General features: G+C 69.6%; 18 protein-coding genes. 15 read left to right on the top strand and 3 right to left on the bottom strand.

The window, feature by feature from the left end; all coding sequences use genetic code 11:
- Window position 1 precedes the first annotated feature (1 nt).
- Window positions 2-2,608, bottom strand: a complete 2,607-nt coding sequence (locus B5Y66_RS15445; protein ID WP_139820911.1) for a LuxR C-terminal-related transcriptional regulator — start codon at window positions 2,606-2,608, stop codon at window positions 2-4.
- Between the two features lie 508 nt (window positions 2,609-3,116).
- On the opposite strand from B5Y66_RS15445, the gene B5Y66_RS23285 reads away from it, so the two are divergent.
- The 5 genes from B5Y66_RS23285 to B5Y66_RS15425 all read left to right on the top strand — a co-directional run bounded on the left by B5Y66_RS23285 (window position 3,117) and on the right by B5Y66_RS15425 (window position 7,391).
- Window positions 3,117-3,749: an ATP-dependent DNA ligase gene (locus tag B5Y66_RS23285; RefSeq protein ID WP_407656397.1), complete on the top strand. Its 633-nt coding sequence runs from the start codon at window positions 3,117-3,119 to the stop codon at window positions 3,747-3,749.
- Window positions 3,750-4,095: 346 nt separating this feature from the next.
- Window positions 4,096-4,296 carry a hypothetical protein gene (locus tag B5Y66_RS23025; RefSeq protein WP_245807150.1) on the top strand — a complete coding sequence of 67 codons (201 nt, stop codon included), beginning with the start codon at window positions 4,096-4,098 and terminating at the stop codon, window positions 4,294-4,296.
- 73 nt (window positions 4,297-4,369) lie between these two features.
- Complete coding sequence (locus B5Y66_RS15435; RefSeq protein ID WP_245807149.1) at window positions 4,370-5,503, top strand: tyrosine-type recombinase/integrase; 1,134 nt, start codon at window positions 4,370-4,372, stop codon at window positions 5,501-5,503.
- Window positions 5,500-5,829 carry a helix-turn-helix domain-containing protein gene (locus tag B5Y66_RS15430; protein ID WP_079575364.1) on the top strand — a complete coding sequence of 110 codons (330 nt, stop codon included), beginning with the start codon at window positions 5,500-5,502 and terminating at the stop codon, window positions 5,827-5,829. The genes B5Y66_RS15435 and B5Y66_RS15430 overlap by 4 nt, the downstream gene beginning before the upstream one ends.
- Before the next feature lie 425 nt (window positions 5,830-6,254).
- Entirely contained in the window at window positions 6,255-7,391 is a 1,137-nt protein-coding gene (locus B5Y66_RS15425; protein WP_079575363.1) for a hypothetical protein, read from the top strand.
- 103 nt (window positions 7,392-7,494) lie between these two features.
- Here the strand turns inward: B5Y66_RS15425 and B5Y66_RS15420 are convergent, their stop codons facing one another.
- On the bottom strand, window positions 7,495-8,592 hold the full coding sequence (locus B5Y66_RS15420; RefSeq protein ID WP_079575362.1) for an NADH:flavin oxidoreductase: 1,098 nt from the start codon (window positions 8,590-8,592) through the stop codon (window positions 7,495-7,497).
- 142 nt (window positions 8,593-8,734) lie between these two features.
- A complete protein-coding gene (locus B5Y66_RS15415; RefSeq protein WP_079575361.1) occupies window positions 8,735-9,631 on the bottom strand; it encodes a helix-turn-helix domain-containing protein in 897 nt (298 codons plus the stop codon).
- A 161-nt stretch (window positions 9,632-9,792) separates the two neighbouring features.
- On the opposite strand from B5Y66_RS15415, the gene B5Y66_RS15410 reads away from it, so the two are divergent.
- The 10 genes from B5Y66_RS15410 (at window position 9,793) to B5Y66_RS15365 (ending at window position 19,084) form a co-directional block, all read left to right on the top strand.
- On the top strand, window positions 9,793-10,635 hold the full coding sequence (locus tag B5Y66_RS15410) for an SDR family oxidoreductase (RefSeq protein WP_079575360.1): 843 nt from the start codon (window positions 9,793-9,795) through the stop codon (window positions 10,633-10,635).
- Window positions 10,636-10,733: 98 nt separating this feature from the next.
- A complete protein-coding gene (locus tag B5Y66_RS15405; protein WP_079575359.1) occupies window positions 10,734-11,711 on the top strand; it encodes an aldo/keto reductase in 978 nt (325 codons plus the stop codon).
- Window positions 11,712-11,824: 113 nt separating this feature from the next.
- A complete protein-coding gene (locus tag B5Y66_RS15400) occupies window positions 11,825-12,196 on the top strand; it encodes a DUF2255 family protein (RefSeq protein ID WP_079575531.1) in 372 nt (123 codons plus the stop codon).
- A gap of 491 nt (window positions 12,197-12,687) precedes the next feature.
- Window positions 12,688-13,836 (top strand): glutaminase A, encoded by a 1,149-nt coding sequence (gene glsA / locus B5Y66_RS15395; protein ID WP_245807148.1) that lies wholly within the window; start codon window positions 12,688-12,690, stop codon window positions 13,834-13,836.
- A gap of 32 nt (window positions 13,837-13,868) precedes the next feature.
- On the top strand, window positions 13,869-15,476 hold the full coding sequence (locus tag B5Y66_RS15390; protein WP_245807147.1) for an MFS transporter: 1,608 nt from the start codon (window positions 13,869-13,871) through the stop codon (window positions 15,474-15,476).
- 476 nt (window positions 15,477-15,952) lie between these two features.
- The gene (locus tag B5Y66_RS15385) at window positions 15,953-16,606 is read left to right on the top strand and encodes a hypothetical protein (RefSeq protein ID WP_079575357.1); all 654 of its coding nucleotides are present in this window, start codon (window positions 15,953-15,955) and stop codon (window positions 16,604-16,606) included.
- A gap of 35 nt (window positions 16,607-16,641) precedes the next feature.
- Complete coding sequence (locus tag B5Y66_RS15380) at window positions 16,642-17,631, top strand: SRPBCC family protein (RefSeq protein WP_139820910.1); 990 nt, start codon at window positions 16,642-16,644, stop codon at window positions 17,629-17,631.
- Between the two features lie 26 nt (window positions 17,632-17,657).
- Window positions 17,658-18,071, top strand: a complete 414-nt coding sequence (gvpJ, locus tag B5Y66_RS15375; RefSeq protein WP_079575355.1) for a gas vesicle protein GvpJ — start codon at window positions 17,658-17,660, stop codon at window positions 18,069-18,071.
- On the top strand, window positions 18,068-18,829 hold the full coding sequence (locus B5Y66_RS15370; RefSeq protein WP_079575354.1) for a GvpL/GvpF family gas vesicle protein: 762 nt from the start codon (window positions 18,068-18,070) through the stop codon (window positions 18,827-18,829). The genes gvpJ and B5Y66_RS15370 overlap by 4 nt, the downstream gene beginning before the upstream one ends.
- Window positions 18,830-18,832: 3 nt before the next feature.
- Window positions 18,833-19,084 (top strand): gas vesicle protein GvpG, encoded by a 252-nt coding sequence (locus B5Y66_RS15365; protein ID WP_079575353.1) that lies wholly within the window; start codon window positions 18,833-18,835, stop codon window positions 19,082-19,084.
- Window positions 19,085-19,247: the final 163 nt, after the last annotated feature.

The raw sequence follows: 19,247 nt of genomic DNA, 5'->3' as shown, positions 1-19,247 counted from the left end.
GTCAGAGGGCATGACGCTCGGTCGCGATCCGGATGGCGTCACGCCGGCCGCCGGCCCCGAGCTTCCGGTAGATCGCCCGCAGGTGCGTCTTGACGGTGTTGGACGAGACGAACAGCGCCTCGGCGATCTCGGTCGTCGTCATCGGCGAGCGCAGGTAGGACAGCACGGTGTGCTCCCGGTCCGTCAGCTCCCAGTACGACCGCTTCCGGTGGCCGTCCCCGGGTTGCTGCATCCGATCGATGAGGTCGGCCACCAGCCCGACGTGCCGGTTGCCCCGGGCGTGGTGGTCGTCGAGCAGGCCGCGGAGATCCGGTCCTCGTTCGACGAAGGGGCGACGGATCGAGAAGGAGCCTGCCGCCTCCAGCGCCAGCTCGAGCCGGCGCTGCGCCTCGCCGGCGTTGCCGCGGTCGTGCTCCAACAGTGCCTCGGTGAGCGTGGCGGCCACGTCGACGTGGCCGACCCGTTGCTCTGGGGCGATCCGGGCGAGCGCAGCCCAGGCTCCGGCGGCGTCCCCGGATCGCCGGTGGAGCTCCGCTCCCCACAGGTTGGCGATGGGGTGCTGCTCGCTCGAGTCCAGGGTTCTCACTTCAGCGACGGCGCGTTCCTCGTTGCCTCGGGCGTCAGCCTCGATGGCGTCGACCATCCGGACGAACCCCGCCAGGTACGGGGAAGCCGTCTCACAGTTCTGCGTCGCGAGCGCGTGCGCACGCGCCAGGGAGGCCGCGTCCTGGTTCGCCACGGCGATCAGCGCCAGGACGGTCACCGCATGGAGCCGGTAGCCGGCCTGTCGCGGCGTGGCCAGCCGGACCACCTGATCGAGGCTGCGCTGCGCGGACACGAGCTCGTCTCGCCAGAAGTCGGCGAGACCGCTCGTCAGGTACGCGGGGACGACGATGCTGGCCCAGTGCTGGCCTGTTCTGCGTGCCCGGCCGATCGAGTCGCGGGCGAGCGAGTCGGCTTCATCGAACTGTCCGCTCATGAAGAGCGGGGCGGACATCGAGGCTCGGCACGCGAAGGCGATCGCCGGCAGCTGGTGCTGCACGGCGAGAGTCGCGCCCTCGTGCAGATGGCCGACCGACGTCGAGGGGTCGCCCTGGAGCTGTGCGGCCGCCTCGCCGACGAGCAGGTGCCCGAGCGCGCGGGCGACTGGTGCGTCCGCGACGTCGCGCAGCGCCGCGCTTCCCCGGCGGACCGCCTCGTCGGGGCCGGGCCTCCCCGGCGCCAGGAAGTTGGAGACCAGCACGTCGATGAGCGCGAACCGGTGCCGACGCCCAGGCGGCAGCTGCCCGGCGCGGGCGCGGGCGCGTCCCATCGTGCCGTCGGTGGGGCGGCCGTCGAGGAGCTCCCCCACGGCGCGAAGCTGGAGGATCTCGGCGTCCTCCGACAGCGAGGCCGGGATCTTGTGGCACAGGCTCGCCAGCGCGCTGGAGTCGCTCCGGACGAGGAGCTCGGGCCAGCGCTCCGTGAGCACGTCGGCGGCCAGGTCGGCGTCGCCGGCCGCGAGAGCGGCGGTGACGGCTTCGACGGCGTCCCGGGCGCGCCAGTGGTTCGCCGCCGCCCGGTGCAGCTCACGGACGATCTCGGGCGACTCCTTGCGCATGATGGCTCGGCATTGGGAGGCGAACACCGGGTGCCAGCGGTAGGACGGTTCGCCGTCGGTATCCGTCTGGGGCGCCAGGAATACGCCCCGGCGGGCGGCCTCGGCGAGCAGCTCGGCGCCGCCGGGACCGCCGTGGAGCGTGTCGGCCAGCCCTGCGTCGATACGATCGCCGATGGTGGCCCGCAGGATGAATCGAGCCAGCGCCGGCCGGAGCGAGCCGAGCACCTCTTCGGTCAGGTACTCCGTGAGCGAGAGGTCGATCCCCTGCATTCCGGCCAGGCGATAGACGGGATCCGGTTCGTGCTCGACGGTGAGGAGAGCCATGCGCACCGCGGCCGGCCATCCTCGGGTCAGCGCGCTGAGCGACCTGACGACCTCGGGCGAGAGCGACGGGCCTGTCATGGCGGCGAGCCTGTCGATCTCGTGGTCGGAGAAGGCGAGGTCGCGCTCGCGCACCTCGCCGAGGCCACCGGCCAGGCGCAGACGGTGCAGCGGGAGCTCCGGGTCCGACCTGCTGGACAGGAGGAGATGGAGCTCGCCGGGGGTGAGACGGATCAACCGTGCCATGATCTCCCGGGACTCGGCTCCCGCGAGGAGGTGGAGGTCGTCGACGACCAGGACCAGCGGCGCCTCGAGCGCCTCGAGCGCGCGCAGGAGCTCGTCGTGGTGGTCGGGCCAACTCGCGGCCTCGGGCCATCGCCCGATCGGATCGCGGAAGGCGATATCCAGGAGCGGCCCGGCGTCAGGCCTGTCGTCCCCGTGCGCCGCAACCTGCAGCGCGGCGACGACGTGACGGAAGAACCGGCGAGGGTCGCCGTCGAACTCGTCTACCGTCAGCCAACCGACGGTGGTCTCCGTGTGGCAGCACCACTGGACGAGGGCAGAGGTCTTTCCGAATCCGGCCGGTGCGGCCACGAGGGTCACCGGTCGGTCGACGACGACCTCGTCGAAGACCGACATCAGCCGGCCGCGGGGGAGGACCTGCTCTCCGAGATGGGGAATCGTCACCTTCGTGATCGGAGTCGACAGGACCGCTTCGCCTGGGGTGCGCGGCCCGCGCGCCTGGTGCTCCGCAGCGGTCGGGGTCCACGGCTCAGGTGCCCGATAGGCGTGGGTCACCGGCCCCGTCCGGCCTTTCGCCGAGGGGAGATGCGACGCCCCTCGCGAACGCCCGTCGGGGTTGCTCATCCTCTGACCCGTGGCTCTCTGCCGTCACTGCGAACAGCCGGCATATTGGCAGCGTCCTGTTCGGCGACAACCCAACGGACGTCTCGCCTCAAGTCTAGGAGCAGGCCCGGAGCCCTGTCCCGACCCAAGGCGCGCCGAGCCTCCAATTCACCCAGGTCTGGCCGAGCCGCAGCGGTCTCTGCAGAATGCCGCAGAGACCGCTCTCCAGCCGCTGAGGTGACTGTGGCGGATGCCCGTACGGCGACCGCCCCAGTGGTGAGTCCGGCTCTCCCGAGCTGCGAATCGTGGGCCCATCCGGTGGCCCACGGCAGGTTCAGAAGCATCGTCGATGCTGGTCAGAGCAGCGGACGTTGCTTGCTCGAACCCGGTGTCGGCCACCTCACGAGAAGACCCCCGACCTGTGGGACAGGTCGGGGGTCTTTCCCGTCCCGGGTCGCCGTCCGGGGCTGCGCGGGGATACGACGAGACGTCGTGGCCGCGAACTCCTGGGCCTGCCGCCGGGGTTCGTCCTGCCGGTCGAGGTGGCTCTCGCCCGCCCGGTCGACGAGGTCCCTGCGCTGGCGCGCTCCCCGGAGGGTGTCTCTATGAACCGAAGTGGGACGGCTTCCGCTGCGTCGTCGCGCGCGACGACGCCCGGGTGGACCTGTGGTCGCGACAGGGGACAGACCTGACACCGAGCTTCCCCGACGTCGCCGGTGCGGCCATCGAGCAGGTGGCCCCAGGGGACAGTGCTCGACGGCGAGCTGGTGGTGTGGTCCGGAGGACACCTGGACTTCGACGCCCTCCAGGAGCGCAGGGGGCGCGCGCCACGCACGGCAACGAGGTCCGCGCGAGAGCACCCCGCCTCGCCGGCCGTCTTCGACATCCTCGTCAGTGGTGGCGACGACATGCGAGGCCTGCCACAGTACCCAGCGTCGGGCGCTGCTCGAGGAGCGTGCCGAGACATGGCACCCGCCCCTGAACCTGTCGCCCGTCACGACCGACGTCGAGGAAGCGCGCCGTTGGTTCGCGACCTACGGGGTGGCCGCTGTGGAGGGTCTCGTGGTCAAGGGTGCGGACCAGACCTACCGTGGCGGGCCTCGCGACCGGCTCGAGATCAAGCACCGCGCCCCACCATCGACGTCCTCTGCGGGGCGGTGATCGGATCGCGCACCGCCCCGCGCGAGGCCGTCGCCGGGCTCCCGATCGAGGCAGAGCTGCGCATCGTGGGTCGCGCTCCGCTCCCGCCGGCCGCCCGTCAGGCCCTCGCGCTCCACCTCTGGGAGCCACGCGGCAGCCGTCCCTGGCCGAGACGGGTCGCCCCGGGCGTGTTCGGCACGTTCGGAAACGGTCGCCGCCCGGTCGTCCTGACGCTCGTCGAGGCGGTCGTCATCGAGGTCAGCGCCGAAGCCGCCTGGACGGGCGGCGCCTTCCGGCACGCCCTGCGCCTCGTGCGGTTACGTCCAGAGTTGCATCCGTTGGAGATCTCGCCACCCACCGGGACCAGCGGAAACGCCTTGCCAGAGTGAACGGTTGCAGCACCGGCGGCCCGCCGACAAGGGCCCCTTGTGCTCATGACTCAATGTTGTGTTAGATGCAACCGTGACCGAGTCGAGCTCAGGGCCGGAATTGCCTGGTGCTGCGCGGTTGGTGCTGGTCGACGGCTTGGGATTGCTTCAGCCCGAGTCCGCGGTCCTGGACGCGATGCTTGAGGGCTGGGCGCGGCAGCAGCGGGTGCGGTTCCTCAAGGCCAGCACGATCGGACACCGTCTTCGGATGGTGCGGCGCATGGTCGAGTTCTCGAACCTCTACCCCTGGCAGTGGACGGCGGCAGAGGTCGAAGCGTTCATCAGCGGCCAGTCTGGCGCCCGGCAGGTCTCGACCGCCCGGTCCTACACCGGCAACCTGCGGATGTTTCTCGAGTACGTGACCGATCCCCGGTACGGGTGGGTGGCGGTGTGCTTGGAACGGTTCGGTGAAGCACCCCAGCAGGTGCTCGACGAGTGGAACAGCGTCGTGCACTCCAGCGAGTACGAGGGGTCGCCCGGAAGGCGACCACTGACCTATGACGAGGTACAGCTCCTGTTCGACGCGGCAGACGACAACGTCGACATGGTGCGGCGTCGACGCCGAAAGGGTTCCCTCGCAGCCCAGCGCGATGCGGCAATCCTCAAGGCGGTCTATGCGTTCGGGCTGCGGCGACGCGAGGCGTGGGGCCTTGATCTGCACGACCTTCGACGCAATCCCAAGGTTCCGGCGTTCGGCCGGTTCGGGGCGTTGTACGTGCGGTGGGGCAAGGCCAGGCGAGGCGGAGCAGCTCAGCGGCGGACGGTCATGCTCGTGCCGGAGATGGACTGGGTGGTGCCCATCCTCGACCAGTGGATCGAGGACGTCCGCCCCCGCTTCGACCCGGGCAAGCACCCGGCCGTGTGGGTGACCGAACGACGAAGTCGGCTCGACTGGCGCGGGATCAACACCGCGTTCGCCAGGGCCCGCGATGCCGCGGGACTGGACCCGGCACTCGACCTGCACAGCCTGCGGCACTCCTACGTCACGCACTTGGTCGAGTTCGACTACCCCGAGCGGTTCGTCCAGGAGCAGGTCGGCCACGCCTATGCCGCCACCACTGCCATCTACACCGGCGTCTCCGACGCCTACCGCAATACGCTGCTACGCCGAGCGATCACCTCCCACCAACCAGACCTGTGGCACGACCCCGAGGAGGAAGGCCCGTGATCAAGAAGATGGCCGTCGAATGGGACCTGCGCCTGCGCATGGCCGAACGGGGACTGTTCGCCACCACAGACCTCGTGCCCCTGCTGGCCGAGCGCGGCGTTCACCTCTCTCGCGAGCAGGTCTACCGCCTCGTCACGTCCACACCTCAACGCTTGAGCACCGACACACTCGCCGCGCTGTGCGACATCCTGCAATGCACTCCGAACGACCTCCTGCGCGTCATCGTGGTCGACCAGCAGGTCGCCAAGAGGACCAGCGCCGGCGGGCCAGCCGGACCCGCACCCGACGTGCAACGCACGAGGATCCGCCGTCCCGATCACGCCTGATGGCGACGACGAGCCGCAAGACCTACGAGCGCCTGCCCGTGCGCTGCGCGATCTGCGGCCAGATGCGGGTCTACTCGGCACGCTGGCCCATAGGGCACGTCTGCGCAACGTGCTACCACCGCGGTCGATCGACCCCACGCCCCTGCGCATCGTGCTCGAAGATCCGCGTCCTTGTCGGCCACCCAGACGCGCCCGCCAACGACGAACTCCTCGTTCCAACGATCTGCGGGCCATGCTCTGGCAGCTACCGGTACTCCTACGTCTGCCTACGGTGCGGCGGTGGCGAAGAGCCCTACAAGAATCTGCTGTGCGTCAGATGCGCGCTCGGCGACCAGCTGCGGACGGCCTTCGGGGACGCTCCGCCCGGCAGCCCGATCGAGACATTGACCACCGCCCTACGCGGAAGCCGGCGTCCACGTTCGGTCATGAAATGGCTGACCAACCCTCGTGGGGGCGCACGCGTCCTGGGGGAACTCCTCGACCGAGGCACCCCGATCAGCCACGAGGCTCTCGACACTTACGACGAGCGTGAGGTGTGGTCACTACGGCGCACCCTGGTCGAGCTCGAGATCCTTCCTGAGCGCGAGGATCCTCTGGCACGGCTCGACGTTATCGTCGAGAAGATCACCGCGGACCTCGCGCCGAGTCCCCGTTCGATCGTGCGCGCCTACGCGTCGTGGTGGTACCTGCGCCGGGCACGGCGACGGTACGAGGAATCCGGGCGCTTCACCTACCCCCAGTTTCGCTCCGCATGGCAACGAATCGCCGCCGTCCGCGCGCTGCTCAAGTGGCTCGAATCCAACGCCGTACCCCTCGGAGCCCTCGACCAGCCGACCCTGGACGCGTGGCTCGAGCAGGCAACGCACACCCAGCGCGCCGCGACCGGCGACTTCTTGCGGTGGGCGGTGCGGCGCAGCCTGGTCGAACGCCTCACCGTGACGTACCCCGAGAGAACCGAACCCACGATCTTGCTGAGTGAGGAACGGCGCTGGGCCGAACTGCGCCGATGTCTCACGGACACGTCGATTCCTGACGATGTCCGCGCGGCCGGTGCCCTCCTGTTGCTCTACGGGATTCCACTCCAACGCATCATCGAGCTCACCCGCGACCACCTGGTCATCGAGGCCGGCTCGGACATCGTGACCGCCTTCCGCACGACGACCGGCGCGCCGGCCGTCACAGTCCCGCCGAGGCTTGGCCGCATCCTCACCCGCCTACCCGCACCCATACCGTCCGGTGGCGCACCGCTTATCGACGCACGGGCCAACGCCCCGAGCTGGCTGTTCCCTGGTCGCGGCACAGCGGGGCACGTGACCTTTACGGGGCTGCAGGCCCGGCTGCGTACGCACAGCTTGTCCGTGCGCCAGTCCCGCAATGCCGCCCTCATCGGACTGGCCGCCGATCTCCCCGCGTCGGTGATCTGTGACCTGTTCGGCCTGAGCGTCGCAGCGGCCGTGAACTGGACGAGGCGAGCCGCACGAGACTGGACCGGGTACATGCACCTCGTCGACGAGCGCGTGCGTCCGTCGGTGTCCACGGTGAGGCGGCCGAACGGCCGCTGAGGCTTCTCAACCTTCGCCCACGCCGTTGCTGGTTTTGCTGGGAGACAGGGCCGCGCAGCTTCCTCTCTCGGTCGCCTTGAGTCCAGGGCCATCACGCTGGGAGTTACACCCCACCAGAGGTGCGGTCCTTGGGCGCGGCCTCCATGACCGTCTCGGGCCAGTTCTCGCGCAGGTAGCGGAGGAACGGATCGCTGACTCCGAGCGCGGTCAGTCGAGTTGTGCTCGTGGGTGGTGGTGTCGGGGTCCATGTCGGATCGGCCATTTCCTGCGGCCAGTCGGGGTGGTGGATGGCTGCGTGTCCCAGGGCGACGACGTCCGCTCCCTGGGCCAGGGCGAGTCTGGCGTCCTGCGGGCTCCATAGCTTTCCCGCGACGACGAGACGGGCCTCGCAGGGGATCGCCGCCCGGATGAGGCGGAGGGGGTGGGTATTCGGGTGGTCGGCCGATGTGGCGAGCGCATTGCGGAGGGACAGGTGCAGGTAGTCGATCCCGTCCTGCGCGATCCAGCCTGCGATGGTTGCCGTCTCTTGGGGAGTGATGCCGCGCCGCGGGTCCTCTGCGGAGAGTCGAACGCCGACGACGAACTCGGGTCCGACCGCGGACCGGACGGTCTGCACGAGCGTTCGCAAGAACCGGGCCCGGGCGTTCAGCTCTCCGCCCCACTGGTCTGTGCGGGTGTTCTCCGTCGGGCTGATGAACTGTGCGGGGAGGTAACCGTGGGCGGCGTGGATCTCGATCCCTTGCAGACCGGCTGCCTGCACGCGGAGGGCCGCGGAGCGGTGCGCGTCGACGAGACGCTCGACGTCGCGGTCTGTCGCTGACCGCCAGCTGCTTCCGGCCGATGCCGAGATCCCTTGAGCGCGCGCGATCTCGGGAGTGAAGCGAGAACCGCCGTGGATGAGCTGCACGATCCCGGGCGTGCTTGTCGGAGCCAGGGCCGTGGCAAGCCGCGCCAGCGGGGCGATGTGGTCGTCGGAGTAGACGCCGGCCTGCCCCTCCCAGACTCTTCCCTCCGGCGAGACCGCGTAGCCGCCGGTGATGATCGTTCCGAAGCCGCCTGCGGCTCGGCGAGCGAGCCAGGCGATCTCGGTGTCGCTGAGCCTTCCATCGGAGTGGCTCTGCTTGTTGGTCATCGGGGCCAGCGCGATGCGGTTGGCCGATCGGGACGCGCCCCACGAGATGGGCGCTGCGAGGTCTGTCATGGTGCGGTTGTTCTCCTGGTGTTTCGTCAGGGTAGGGCGGGCGTGACCGTGCCCGTCTCAGCGGTGCGCGCTGCTGCCACCAGGGAGCGGTCTGTAGTCCTTTGCGCGCCGAGTGTCCGTGTTCCAGGCGCCCGGCAGGGGTCTAGCGGCTCTCGCTCGACTCTGACGTCGGGCCGGTGCGTTCGTGCTGCGTGGCCGCCCAGCTGGCCAGCATGGTGAGGGCGTCGGCTGTGGTGCTGGTCGGGGGAGCGCTGTAGGCGATGAGCTGGAGTCCCGGCCCGGAGGCGAGGGCCATCGCCTCGTATTGCAGGTCGAGGTCGCCGACGACGGGGTGGGTGATGCTCTTGATGCCGGTGTCGTGCTGGCGGACGTCGTGGGAGGCCCACAGGGCGCGGAAGTCCTGGCTCTTGACGCTGAGCTCCCCGACAAGGTCGCTCAGGACACGATCGTGCGGGGCGCGACCTGCTTCGGAGCGCAGCAGTGCCACAGTCTGGGCGGCGGCAGCGTCCCAGTCGCGGTAGAAGGTCTGGGCGCGCGGATCGAGGAAGACGAAGCGGCCGAAGTTCGCGGGGCGCTGCGGTTGGACGTACATCTCGGAGAACACCGCCTGGCCGAGTGCGTTGATCGCGAGGATGTCGAGTCGTCCGTTCTGCACAAAAGCGGGGACGTCCCTCATCGCGTCGAGGAGCTGCTGCACGGGCGGGCGGACCTTCTCCTGCCGGGCGGGGCCTCGGCGGCGGCGGGGCTGCGCCCCTTCGTTCGCCGCTCGCACGAGGTCGTAGAGGTGGGAGCGTTCGGCGTCGTCGAGCTGCAGGGCGCGGCTGATGCCCTCGAGCACGGACTCCGAGACGCCGGTGGCGTTGCCGCGCTCAAGGCGCACGTAGTACTCGACGCTCATCCCGGCCATCAGGGCGACCTCTTCGCGGCGAAGGCCGGGAACGCGTCGGCGGCCGCCGAAGTCGGGGAGCCCGACGTCGGCCGGGGTGAGCCTGCCCCGTCTGGTGGTCAGGAACTCGCGGAGGTCGCTCCGGATGTCCATGACTGGGAGCGTACGTCGCCCGTCCGAGCCCAGGGAGGCACTGGCAGTGACCCTATAGAGCGGGTCTGTTTGCCGACCCGGCCGCGGTGTTCGACTGGGGTCATCGCCGATCTTCGATCCGCCTCAACGGCGTGATCACCCCGTCTTCGAAGGAGACCGTCATGAGCACCAAGAACGTCTGGTTCGTCACCGGCGCGAGCCGCGGCATGGGCGTCGGCATCGTCCAGGCCGCCCTCGCCGCCGGCCACGCGGTCGTGGCCACCGGCCGCGACGCCGAGCGCGTGCAGGCCGCCGTCGGCGAGCACGAGAACCTGCTGGCCGTGGCCCTCGACGTCACCAAGCCCGCCACGATCGACGACGCCGTGCACGCAGCGGTGGAGCGGTTCGGACGCATCGACACCCTGGTGAACAACGCCGGCAACTTCTACGCCGGCTACTTCGAGAACATCAGCCCCGAGCAGATGCGCGCCCAGATGGAGACCAACTTCTTCGGCCCGCTGAACGTCACCCGCGCGATCCTGCCGGTGATGCGTCGCCAGCGCTCGGGTCAGGTCATCACGATCACCTCGGCCGCCGGCCTGATCGGTCAGGAGTTCTGCGCCGCCTACGCCGCGTCGAAGTTCGCCCTGGACGGGTGGATGGAGTCGCTGCGCTTCGACGTCGCGCCCTACGGCATCTCCACGATGGCCGTCGAGCCCGGGTTCTTCCGCACCGAGCTGCTCGTCGAGGGCTCCTCCACCATCTGGCCCGAGCTGGACATCGAGGACTACGCCGAGCGCACCGACCAGACCATCACCGCATGGTCGGCAATGAACGGCCAGCAGGGCGGCGACCCCAAGAAGCTCGCCCGCGCCCTGGTGACCCTCTCCGACTCCGGCGAGCTGCCCCTGCGGTTCGTCGCGGGCCCCGACGTCATGGCCGGCGTCGAGGAGAACCTCGCCACCATCCAGGGCCAGATCGACGCCCACCACGACCTGTCCGCCTCGCTCACCTACGACGCCTGAGAGCGGCCGCGACCGCCACGACCCGACGGCCGACGGAGCAGGCGGGCCACCCGTCCGCAGCTCCGCGCAGTGCAACCCTCCGCCAGAAAGGACCACCGATGAAGAACGCACGACTTGCAGACCTCGAGGTCTCCCGCATCGGCCTCGGCGCCATGACCATGGCCGGTACCTACACCTCCGAAGGTGGCCTGGACGACGCCGAGTCGATCCGGACCATCAACCGCGCTCTCGACCTCGGTGTCACGCACATCGACACCGCCGAGATCTACGGGCCGTTTCTCAGCGAGGAGATCGTCGGGCGTGCCATCAAGAGCCGCCGCGACGACGTGGTGATCGCCACCAAGTTCGGGCTGTTCGACCACACCACCGGGCAGCCCGGCACCAACAGCAGCCCGGACAACATCAGGACCGCCGTGGAAGGCTCGCTCACCAGGCTCGGCACCGACCACATCGATCTCTACTACCAGCACCGCGTCGACCCCCAGACCCCGATCGAGGAGACCGCGGGCGCCGTCGCCGAGCTCATCGCCGAGGGCAAGGTCCGCCACTTCGGACTCTCCGAGGCGTCAGCACAGACCATCCGTCGCGCGCACGCCGTGCAGCCCGTCACGGCCCTGCAGACCGAGTACTCGCTGTGGACCCGCGACGTGGAGAGCGAGATCCTGCCCCTCTTGCGCGAGCTCGGCATCGGCTTCGTCCCGTACTCGCCCCTCGGTCACGGCCTGCTCACCGGGCAGATCCGCACCGTCGAGGACTTCGCCGATGACGATTGGCGCAAGACCAACCCCCGGTTCACCGGCGAGAACTTCCGCCGCAACTTGGCCCTCGTCGACGAAGTACGCGCCATCGGCGCCGAGATCGGTGCCACACCCGCCCAGACCGCTATCGCGTGGATTCTCACCCGAGGCCAGGACATCGCCCCCATCCCCGGGACCCGGCGGGTCGCGCGCGTCGAGGAGAACACCGCCGCCGACGCCATCGAGCTCAGCGACGACCAGATCCAGCGTCTGAACTCGCTCGAACCAGCAGCCGGCGCCCGACACGACGAAGCCAACATGGCCTCGATCGACCGCTGAGGACCCACAAGGCGGTCCGCGCCGGCCTAGAACTTCTGACAGACCGCCGCCGCACCGCACCGATCCAGCCAACCGACCCCGACACCACGATGCGCGATTACCAGGAGACGCTCATGAGCGCGTGGACCGCAGAACAGCTCGAGACCATCGCCACCACCCAAGACCTGTTCGTGGCCCCGTTCCGCGAGGACGGCACCACCTACGGGACCGATACCCAGACCTGGGCCCTCGTCGTGGGCGGCACGGTCTACGTGCGCGCCGCCAACGGTCCGGAATCCCGCTGGTACCAAGCAGCACTCGCCCAGGGCGCGGGCCGGGTGCGTGTCGCCGACGCGTACTACGACGTCACGTTCGAAGCCGCGGGGCCCGAGAACGAGGCGGAGATCGACGCGGCGTACGAGGCCAAGTACCCCGGTAGCTCGGCCGTACCCATCATGCAGGGTGCGGGACCGAAGTCCGCCACCGTACGCATCTCGCCCCGCTGACCATCCAGCACCGCCAACGCCCCGGCGCTGGGACCCCGACACGGATCATGTCGGTCCCAGCCGCCGGGGCACCGCTCGGCGCGTCTGACGCAGTGCGACCCGTTCCGAGCGCGAGGAATACCGACTGCCACGAATAACGGACGGTGCCAGGTTTACGTCCAGAGTTGTCTCCGATGGAGACCCCAACACCCTGATTGGCCTGCGAACACGCTGCCCCACCGAAGAACTCTCTGGGACGCGCAGCGTGCTGGCAATGCTCGGTCACTCCAGTTGGTCACAGCTGCTGATGTCTCTGGTGAAGGGCACTAGCAGACCCTGGGAGGAAGCGGATCTGGTTGGCGGTCCGCGGCTGCCGTTGCATTGATCCCGGGCCCCGAAGCGGAGTCCGCCGTCCGGCGTCGGCCGCCGGGCCGGCGACGAGCAATCAGAGAGACGCCATGACGGTCCAAGGTCAACTTTCACCAGTCCGCCAGCGTGGCATGACCCGCGGAATGACCCTGCTGTTCGCGATGCGTAACGTCCCCGAAATTGGTTTGGCACTGCGGTGTGCTGTCGTGCGTGCGAGCATCGCAGTTGCTCGAGCAGACCGGCGGAAGAGGGTTGTCGTGGAGACGGACGTCGAGGGCATCGAGCAGGAGGTGTCGACCGGCTCCCTGCCTGGCTGGGACCGGGTCGAAGACCTGGTGGGCGCTGCGCATGCGCGGTACCGCGACGTTGATGACGGTGTCGTCGCGGACTACATTCCGGTGCTCGCGACGGTGGATCCCGGCCTGTACGGGGTGTGCGTGGCCGAGTCGGGCGGCGCCGTGCACGGCGCGGGGGACACCGAGGTCGAGTTCTCCGTCCAGTCGATCTCGAAGGCGTTCGTGTACGCGCTGGTGTGCGAGGAGTTCGGGCACCAGGACGTCCTCGAACGCGTCGGGGTGAACAACACCGGCCTGCCGTTCAACTCGGTGATCGCGGTCGAGCTCAACGACGGGCACCCGATGAACCCGATGGTCAACGCCGGTGCGCTCGCCACGACGGCACTGATGCCTGGGGCGTCGTTCGGCGAGCAGTGGGAGAACGTCCGCGGCGGGCTGTCGGCCTTCGCGGGGCGTCAGCTCGAGCTCGACGATGAGGTGTATCGGTCGGAGTCGGCGACGAACATGCGCAACAAGGCGATCGCGCGGCTGCTGCAGAGCTACGGCCGGATCGAGGTCGACCCGCTCGAGGTGGTCGACGTGTACACGCGTCAGTGCGCGCTGCGTGTGAGCGCTCACGATCTCGCGGTGATGGGGGCCACGCTCGCGGACGGCGGGGTCAACCCGGTCACGGGAGAACGCGTGGTCTCGGGGCAGGTGTGCCGGGACACGCTCGCGGTGCTCGCCGCGACCGGGATGTACGAGCGGTCGGGGGAGTGGCTGTTCGAGATCGGGCTGCCGGCGAAGTCTGGGGTCGCTGGTGGCATCGTCGCGGTGGCTCCCGGGAAGGGTGCGATCGGCACGTTCTCCCCGCCCCTTGACCCGGCCGGAAACAGCGTGCGCGGTCAGCGCGCCACCGCGTACCTGTCCCGGACGCTCGGTCTCAATGTCTTTGCCTCGGCGCCGCGCGTGGCCGAACACCCTGCTCGGATGCCTGAAGGAACGGAGTCCCGCTGATGAGTGCTCGAGACGTCGCGGAGGAGACCGTCGTGCCCCCTAGCGAGGAGCGTCGGTCGTGGCTACCGATGGTGGGCCTGTTCCTGGCGCAGGTGCTGATGTCGTTCAACGTTGCCGCGCTGCCGGTGTCGCTGGGCGGGATGGTCGAGGACTTCGGGGTCCCGCCGACCGTGGCGAGCTCGACCATCGTCGTGTACGGGCTCGCGGTGGCGGCTCTGGTCATGGCTGGTGCCAAGCTCGGTCAGCGCATCGGGTGGGTGACGATCTTTCGAGTCGTCGTGGCGACGTTCGCCCTCTCGGCGCTGCTGATGATCTTCTCCCGGTCCGTCGGGTGGGCGATCGCAGGACAGGCGGTGGCCGGTGCGTCGGCGGCGATCATCGTGCCGTCCCTGGTCGCGTTGATCGCGGAGAACTACCGCGGTGCGCAGCAGGCCACCGCCGTGGGCTCGCTCGGCTCGGCCCGCGCGATCTCGGGGGTCAGCGCCTTCCTCATCGGTGGCGCGCTCGGCACCCTCGTCGGGTGGCGCCCGGTCTTCGGTATCGTGCTCGTCCTGGCGGTGGCAGTCTTCGCCTTCTCCTTCACGCTACGAGCCGACCGCGGTGACCCCGGGGTCCGTATCGACCTGGTCGCCGCCACGATCATCGGCGCGGCGATCGTGCTGCTGACTCTCGGGTTCAACAACCTCAACTCCTGGGGCCTGTTCTACGCCTCACCAGGCGCCCCGTTCGCCCTCGGCGGTCTGTCGCCCGCGCCGGTGTTCGTGCTGGTAGGGATCGTGCTCGGGCAGACGTTCTTCTGGTGGACCAGGCGTCGTACCGCCGCCGGCAAGGTCCCGCTGGTCGACCTGTCCGTTCTCGTACGCCCCAGCGAACGTGCGGCGGTCTACGCGATGTTCGTCGTCGTCGCGCTCGAGGCCGCCCTGAACTTCACGGTCCCGCTGTACATCCAGATCGTGCAGGGCCGCACACCGTTCGACACGGCACTGGCGATGATGCCGTTCAACCTCACCGTGTTCGTCACCGCGACCCTCGTCGTGCGCTTCTACAAGCGCTACCCGCCGCGCACCATCGGCGTCTTCGGCTTCGTCCTGACCACCGCGGCCCTGCTGTGGCTGTCGTTCGTGGTGACGAACAACTGGGAGACACTGCCCACGATCCTGGGCCTGTTCGTCTTCGGCGTCGGGCAAGGAGCGCTCGTCACCCTCGTTTTCAACGTCCTGGTCACCGCGGCTCCCAAGACGCTCGCCGGGGACGTCGGATCCATCCGTGGCACCACGCAGAACCTCGCCTCGGCCGTCGGCACCGCGATCGCCGGCGCCATGCTGGTGACGATCCTGACCTTCACCGTCGGTCGCGCGGTCGTCGAGCACGCCGAGCTGCCCCCGTCGCTCGTGGCCCAGGTCGACCTCGACAACACGAACTTCGTCAGCAACGACGAGCTGCGCACCGTCCTCGACGCCACCGACGCCACCGAGACCCAGGTCGAGGCCGCGGTCGCCATCAACGAAGAGGCCCGCCTGAACACGCTGCAGTTCGGGCTGCTCATCCTCGCCGGAGTCAGCGCGACGGCGATCTTCCCTGCCAGCCGCCTACCCCGCTACCGCCCCGACGAGATCCCCGACCCCTCACCGGCGAAGTAGCTGGTCCATCTCGGGCGGAACACTCCTCGCGAGTGACGCCACCGCCTTCCCGAGTGCCTCGTGGCCCAACGTAGACCCTCGCGCCGCAAGTCGGCGGGGGCCTCCTGCCCCTGACCTGGCAGACGGCTCGGCCGGCGTCGTTCAGGGCCGTCGGGCCACGCCGTCTCCGAAGTTCCCCGTCGGGGATGAACCGCCACCACCAGCTGGACTCAACCACTCCATGCGCAGGGGAATACCGACGGCCACTAATAACGGACGTTGCCAGGTTCCGGCCCGACGTGGACCCGACGGAGGTTGTGCCGCCCGCCAGGTCCGGCTGAGTCGCGTCCTGAGCCGCGTCGGAGCCGGCGCGACGCCGGGGAGCGAGTGCGCGCGGCAACGGCCCCGCGAGCCCACCGCGAGTGTGTCACGCTGCAAACGCCAGTCAAGCAGAGCGCTGGTTCCGATCGACCGACCACCCGTGGGGGGTTGTTGCGATGGACGAGAAGCTCAAGCTTGCCGGGATCCTCCTCGGGGGCTATCTGCTCGGCAGGACCAAGAGGCTGAAGACTGCGGTGCTCATCAGTGCCGCCGTGGCGGGCAACAGACTGCGTGACGAGACGACCCGCGGGCAGTTGATGGGCCGGATGAGCGGCCTGAAGGACCTTGCCGCATCACCCCAGGTGCAGCGGCTCAAGGACGACGTCACCGGCCGTCTCGTCAGCGCGAGCAAGGACGCGGCGCTCGCTGCGGTGACCAACCGCGTGGACGCCTTGACCACGAAGCTGCAGGCGGGCGTCCCAGGCGAGGAGGACCGCGCCGCCGGCGACGAGGACGAAGCGCCGGAGGACGAGGAAGCGCCCCAGGACGAGATGCCCTCCGATGAGGACACCGCCGGTGAGGAGGAGTCGGAGGCGGAAGCACCTGACGAGGAAGACTCCGAGGCTGAGGCAGCAGACGAGGGTCAGGACGAGGAGGAGCCTCCCGCTCCGAAGAAGGCCCCTGCGCGCCGGCGTCCGGCGGCCAAGTCGAGCGGCGGCGGCTCCCGCACGTCGTCGGGTTCGGGCTCCCGATCCGGGACGTCGCGAACCCGCACCTCGTCGGGGTCCGGCTCGTCCTCGCGATCCTCTCGCGCCCGCAAGTCGTCCTGAACCGGACCGGACAGGAGATCGTGATGAGTGAGACTGTGAAGTCCGGCACCGACAAGGCCACGGGTGTGGTCGGAAAGCTGACGGGCTCCGTCGGTGCCCTGGCCCGCGCGCTCGGTGACCGTGCGGTCGGCGCCGTCGCCGACAAGGCCGGCTCCGTCACCGACCGGCTGACCAACTATGCCGACGGCGGCGGTCCCATGGCCGCGGCGGCCAAGAAGGGCGGCGAGGCGCTCGCGGAGGGAAAGTCGCCGCTCAAGGCGGGGGCCGCGTCGGCCATGGCCGCCGCGAAGGAAAAGGTGACCGGCCTGTTCGGTGGCGGAGACGGCGGCAGCGGCGGTGGCCACCGGTTCATCAACATCATCGAGTCGATCGACGTCGGCGCCCCGATCGACGTCGTGTACGACGCCTGGACGGACTACGACGCCTGGCCCGACTTCATGAAGAAGGTCGAGAGCGCCGACCTGGACCAGGACGAGGGCACCGTCTCGTTCGAGGGCAAGGTGTTCTGGTCCCACCGCCGCTGGGAGGCGACGATCGTCGACCAGATCGCGACCCGCAGGGTGGTGTGGGAGTCCACCGGCGACAAGGGGACGCTGAGCGGCGCGGTGACCTTCCACGCGTTGGCGGACGACCTGACCCGCATCGTCGTCGTGGTCGAGTACCGGCCCCGCGGCTTCGTGGAAAAGGTCGCGAACGTGTGGCGTCCTGTCGGGCGACGGCTGCGGCTGGAGCTCAAGTTCTTCGTCCACCACGTCATGACCGACGTCATCCTGCACCCGGACGACGTCGAGGGCTACCGCGCGGAGATCCAGGAGGAGGAGATCGTGCGCACGCACGACGAGGTGGTCGCCGACGAGGAGGGGCAGGGCGAGGAAGAGGGCGAGGAAGAGGAAGGCGAGGAAGAGGAAGGCGAGGAAGAGGAAGGCGAGGAAGAGGAAGGCGAGGAAGAGGAAGGCGAGGAAGAGCAGCAGGGTGAGAAAGAGGTCGAGGAGCGGCCGCGAACCAGGCGCAGCAGGAGTCGTTGACTCCGGCCCGTAGACCGGGAGGAAGCATGAGTGAGGTCACCACCACGAGACGCTCGAGCGGGTATCTGGACCGACCGTCGTCGTCCTCGTTGGCAGACGTCGTCAACATCATCCTCGACAAGGGCCTGGTGATCGACGCCTTTGTCCGCGTGTCCGTCGTCGGCATCGAGCTGATCACGATCGACGCGCGAATCGTGATCGCGAGCGTCGACACGTACCTGCGCTTCGCGGAGGCCACGAACCGACTCGACCTGGAGCAGACCGGCGGAAGGGAGCTGCCCGAGCTGGTGAACGACCTCTCGGAGGGCGGGTCCCGGAGCAAGGTCAAGGGCATGGTCTCCGGCGCGAAGGAGGCCATGACGGGCGGCAAGGACGAGGACGACGGTGACGGCAAGAAGGCGCAGCGCACGCGCCGACGTGCCAGCCAGGGGTCGTCGTGACCGGGACGCTGCAGCCCACCAGGACCCGCGCGCAGCGCCTGTACCTCTATGGTCTCGTGCCCTCGGCCGCCCGGCCGCCGGACGACCTCGCCGGGATCGACGGGAACCTGGTGAGGGTCATCCGGCTCGGGCGGGTCGCGGCACTCGTCTCCGACGCACCCTCGGGCAGGGAGCCCGGGCTGCCCGACGACGTGCGTGTCCACGCCCAGGTCCTCGACACCGTCGCTCGCGCTGAGACCGTGCTCCCGATGCGTTTCGGCGCCACGACGAGCGACGAGTCGCTGCCCGACGCCGTCCCGGTCGAGCACCAGGCCCGTCACGCGGACGCCCTGAGGGCGCTGGCGGGCACGGTGCAGTTCACCGTGTTCGCGCGCTACCGCGAGGAGGCGGTCCTCGCCCAGCTCGTCGCGGAGGACCCGGAGATCCGCCACCTTCGCTCGATCACGCGAGGACGCTCGGAGGTCAGCACGTACCACGAGCGTCTGCGTCTGGGCGAGCTCGTCGTCGCCGGGCTCGAACGGCGACGAGCCCGTGACGAACAGCTCGTCGTCGCGGCGGTCTCGGCGTTCACGCAGGCGAGCCGCGCCCATGAGGTCACGCGATCGGGGGACGTCGCAGACCTCGCCCTCCTTGTCCGCCGCGAGGACGCGGTGCCGCTCGAGGACGCGCTCGAGGGCCTTGCCGCCCAGGTGGCCGACCGCATGTCCGTCCGTCTCGTCGGCCCCCAGGCGCCGTACGACTTCGCCGAGGAGGTGTGAGGCGTGGGACTCCTCAGCTCCATCGTCCTCCTGCCGCTCGCTCCTGTGCGGGGAGTCGCGTGGGTGGCCGAGCAGGTCCGTTCCGAGGCCGAACGGGAGTGGTACGACCCGGGCACGATCCGCAAGCAGCTCGACGAGGTGGCGCGGGCCCGGGAGGAAGAGTCCATCAGCGCGAGCGAGGCCGAGGCGGTCGAGCGGGAGCTGGTCGCGCGGCTCCTGGAGTCGAGCCGTCGGCGGCGAGGAGGAGTGCGATGAGCCCGGCCAGAGGCCCGCACCGGGCCCCGGCGCCCCGACGACGTCCGCCGGCGACACACGGCCGTCCCGCCCGTGCCACGGAGACGGAACGCGAGCGAGCGGAGCAGGACGACGAGCCCGAGCAGGAGGACGAGCCCGAGCAGGAGGACGAGCCCGAGCAGGA

It is taken from the genome of Krasilnikoviella flava, from assembly GCF_900167525.1.
GTDB classification, from domain to species: Bacteria; Actinomycetota; Actinomycetes; order Actinomycetales; family Cellulomonadaceae; genus Isoptericola; species Isoptericola flavus.
This window is presented reverse-complemented; position numbering and strand designations above follow the sequence as displayed.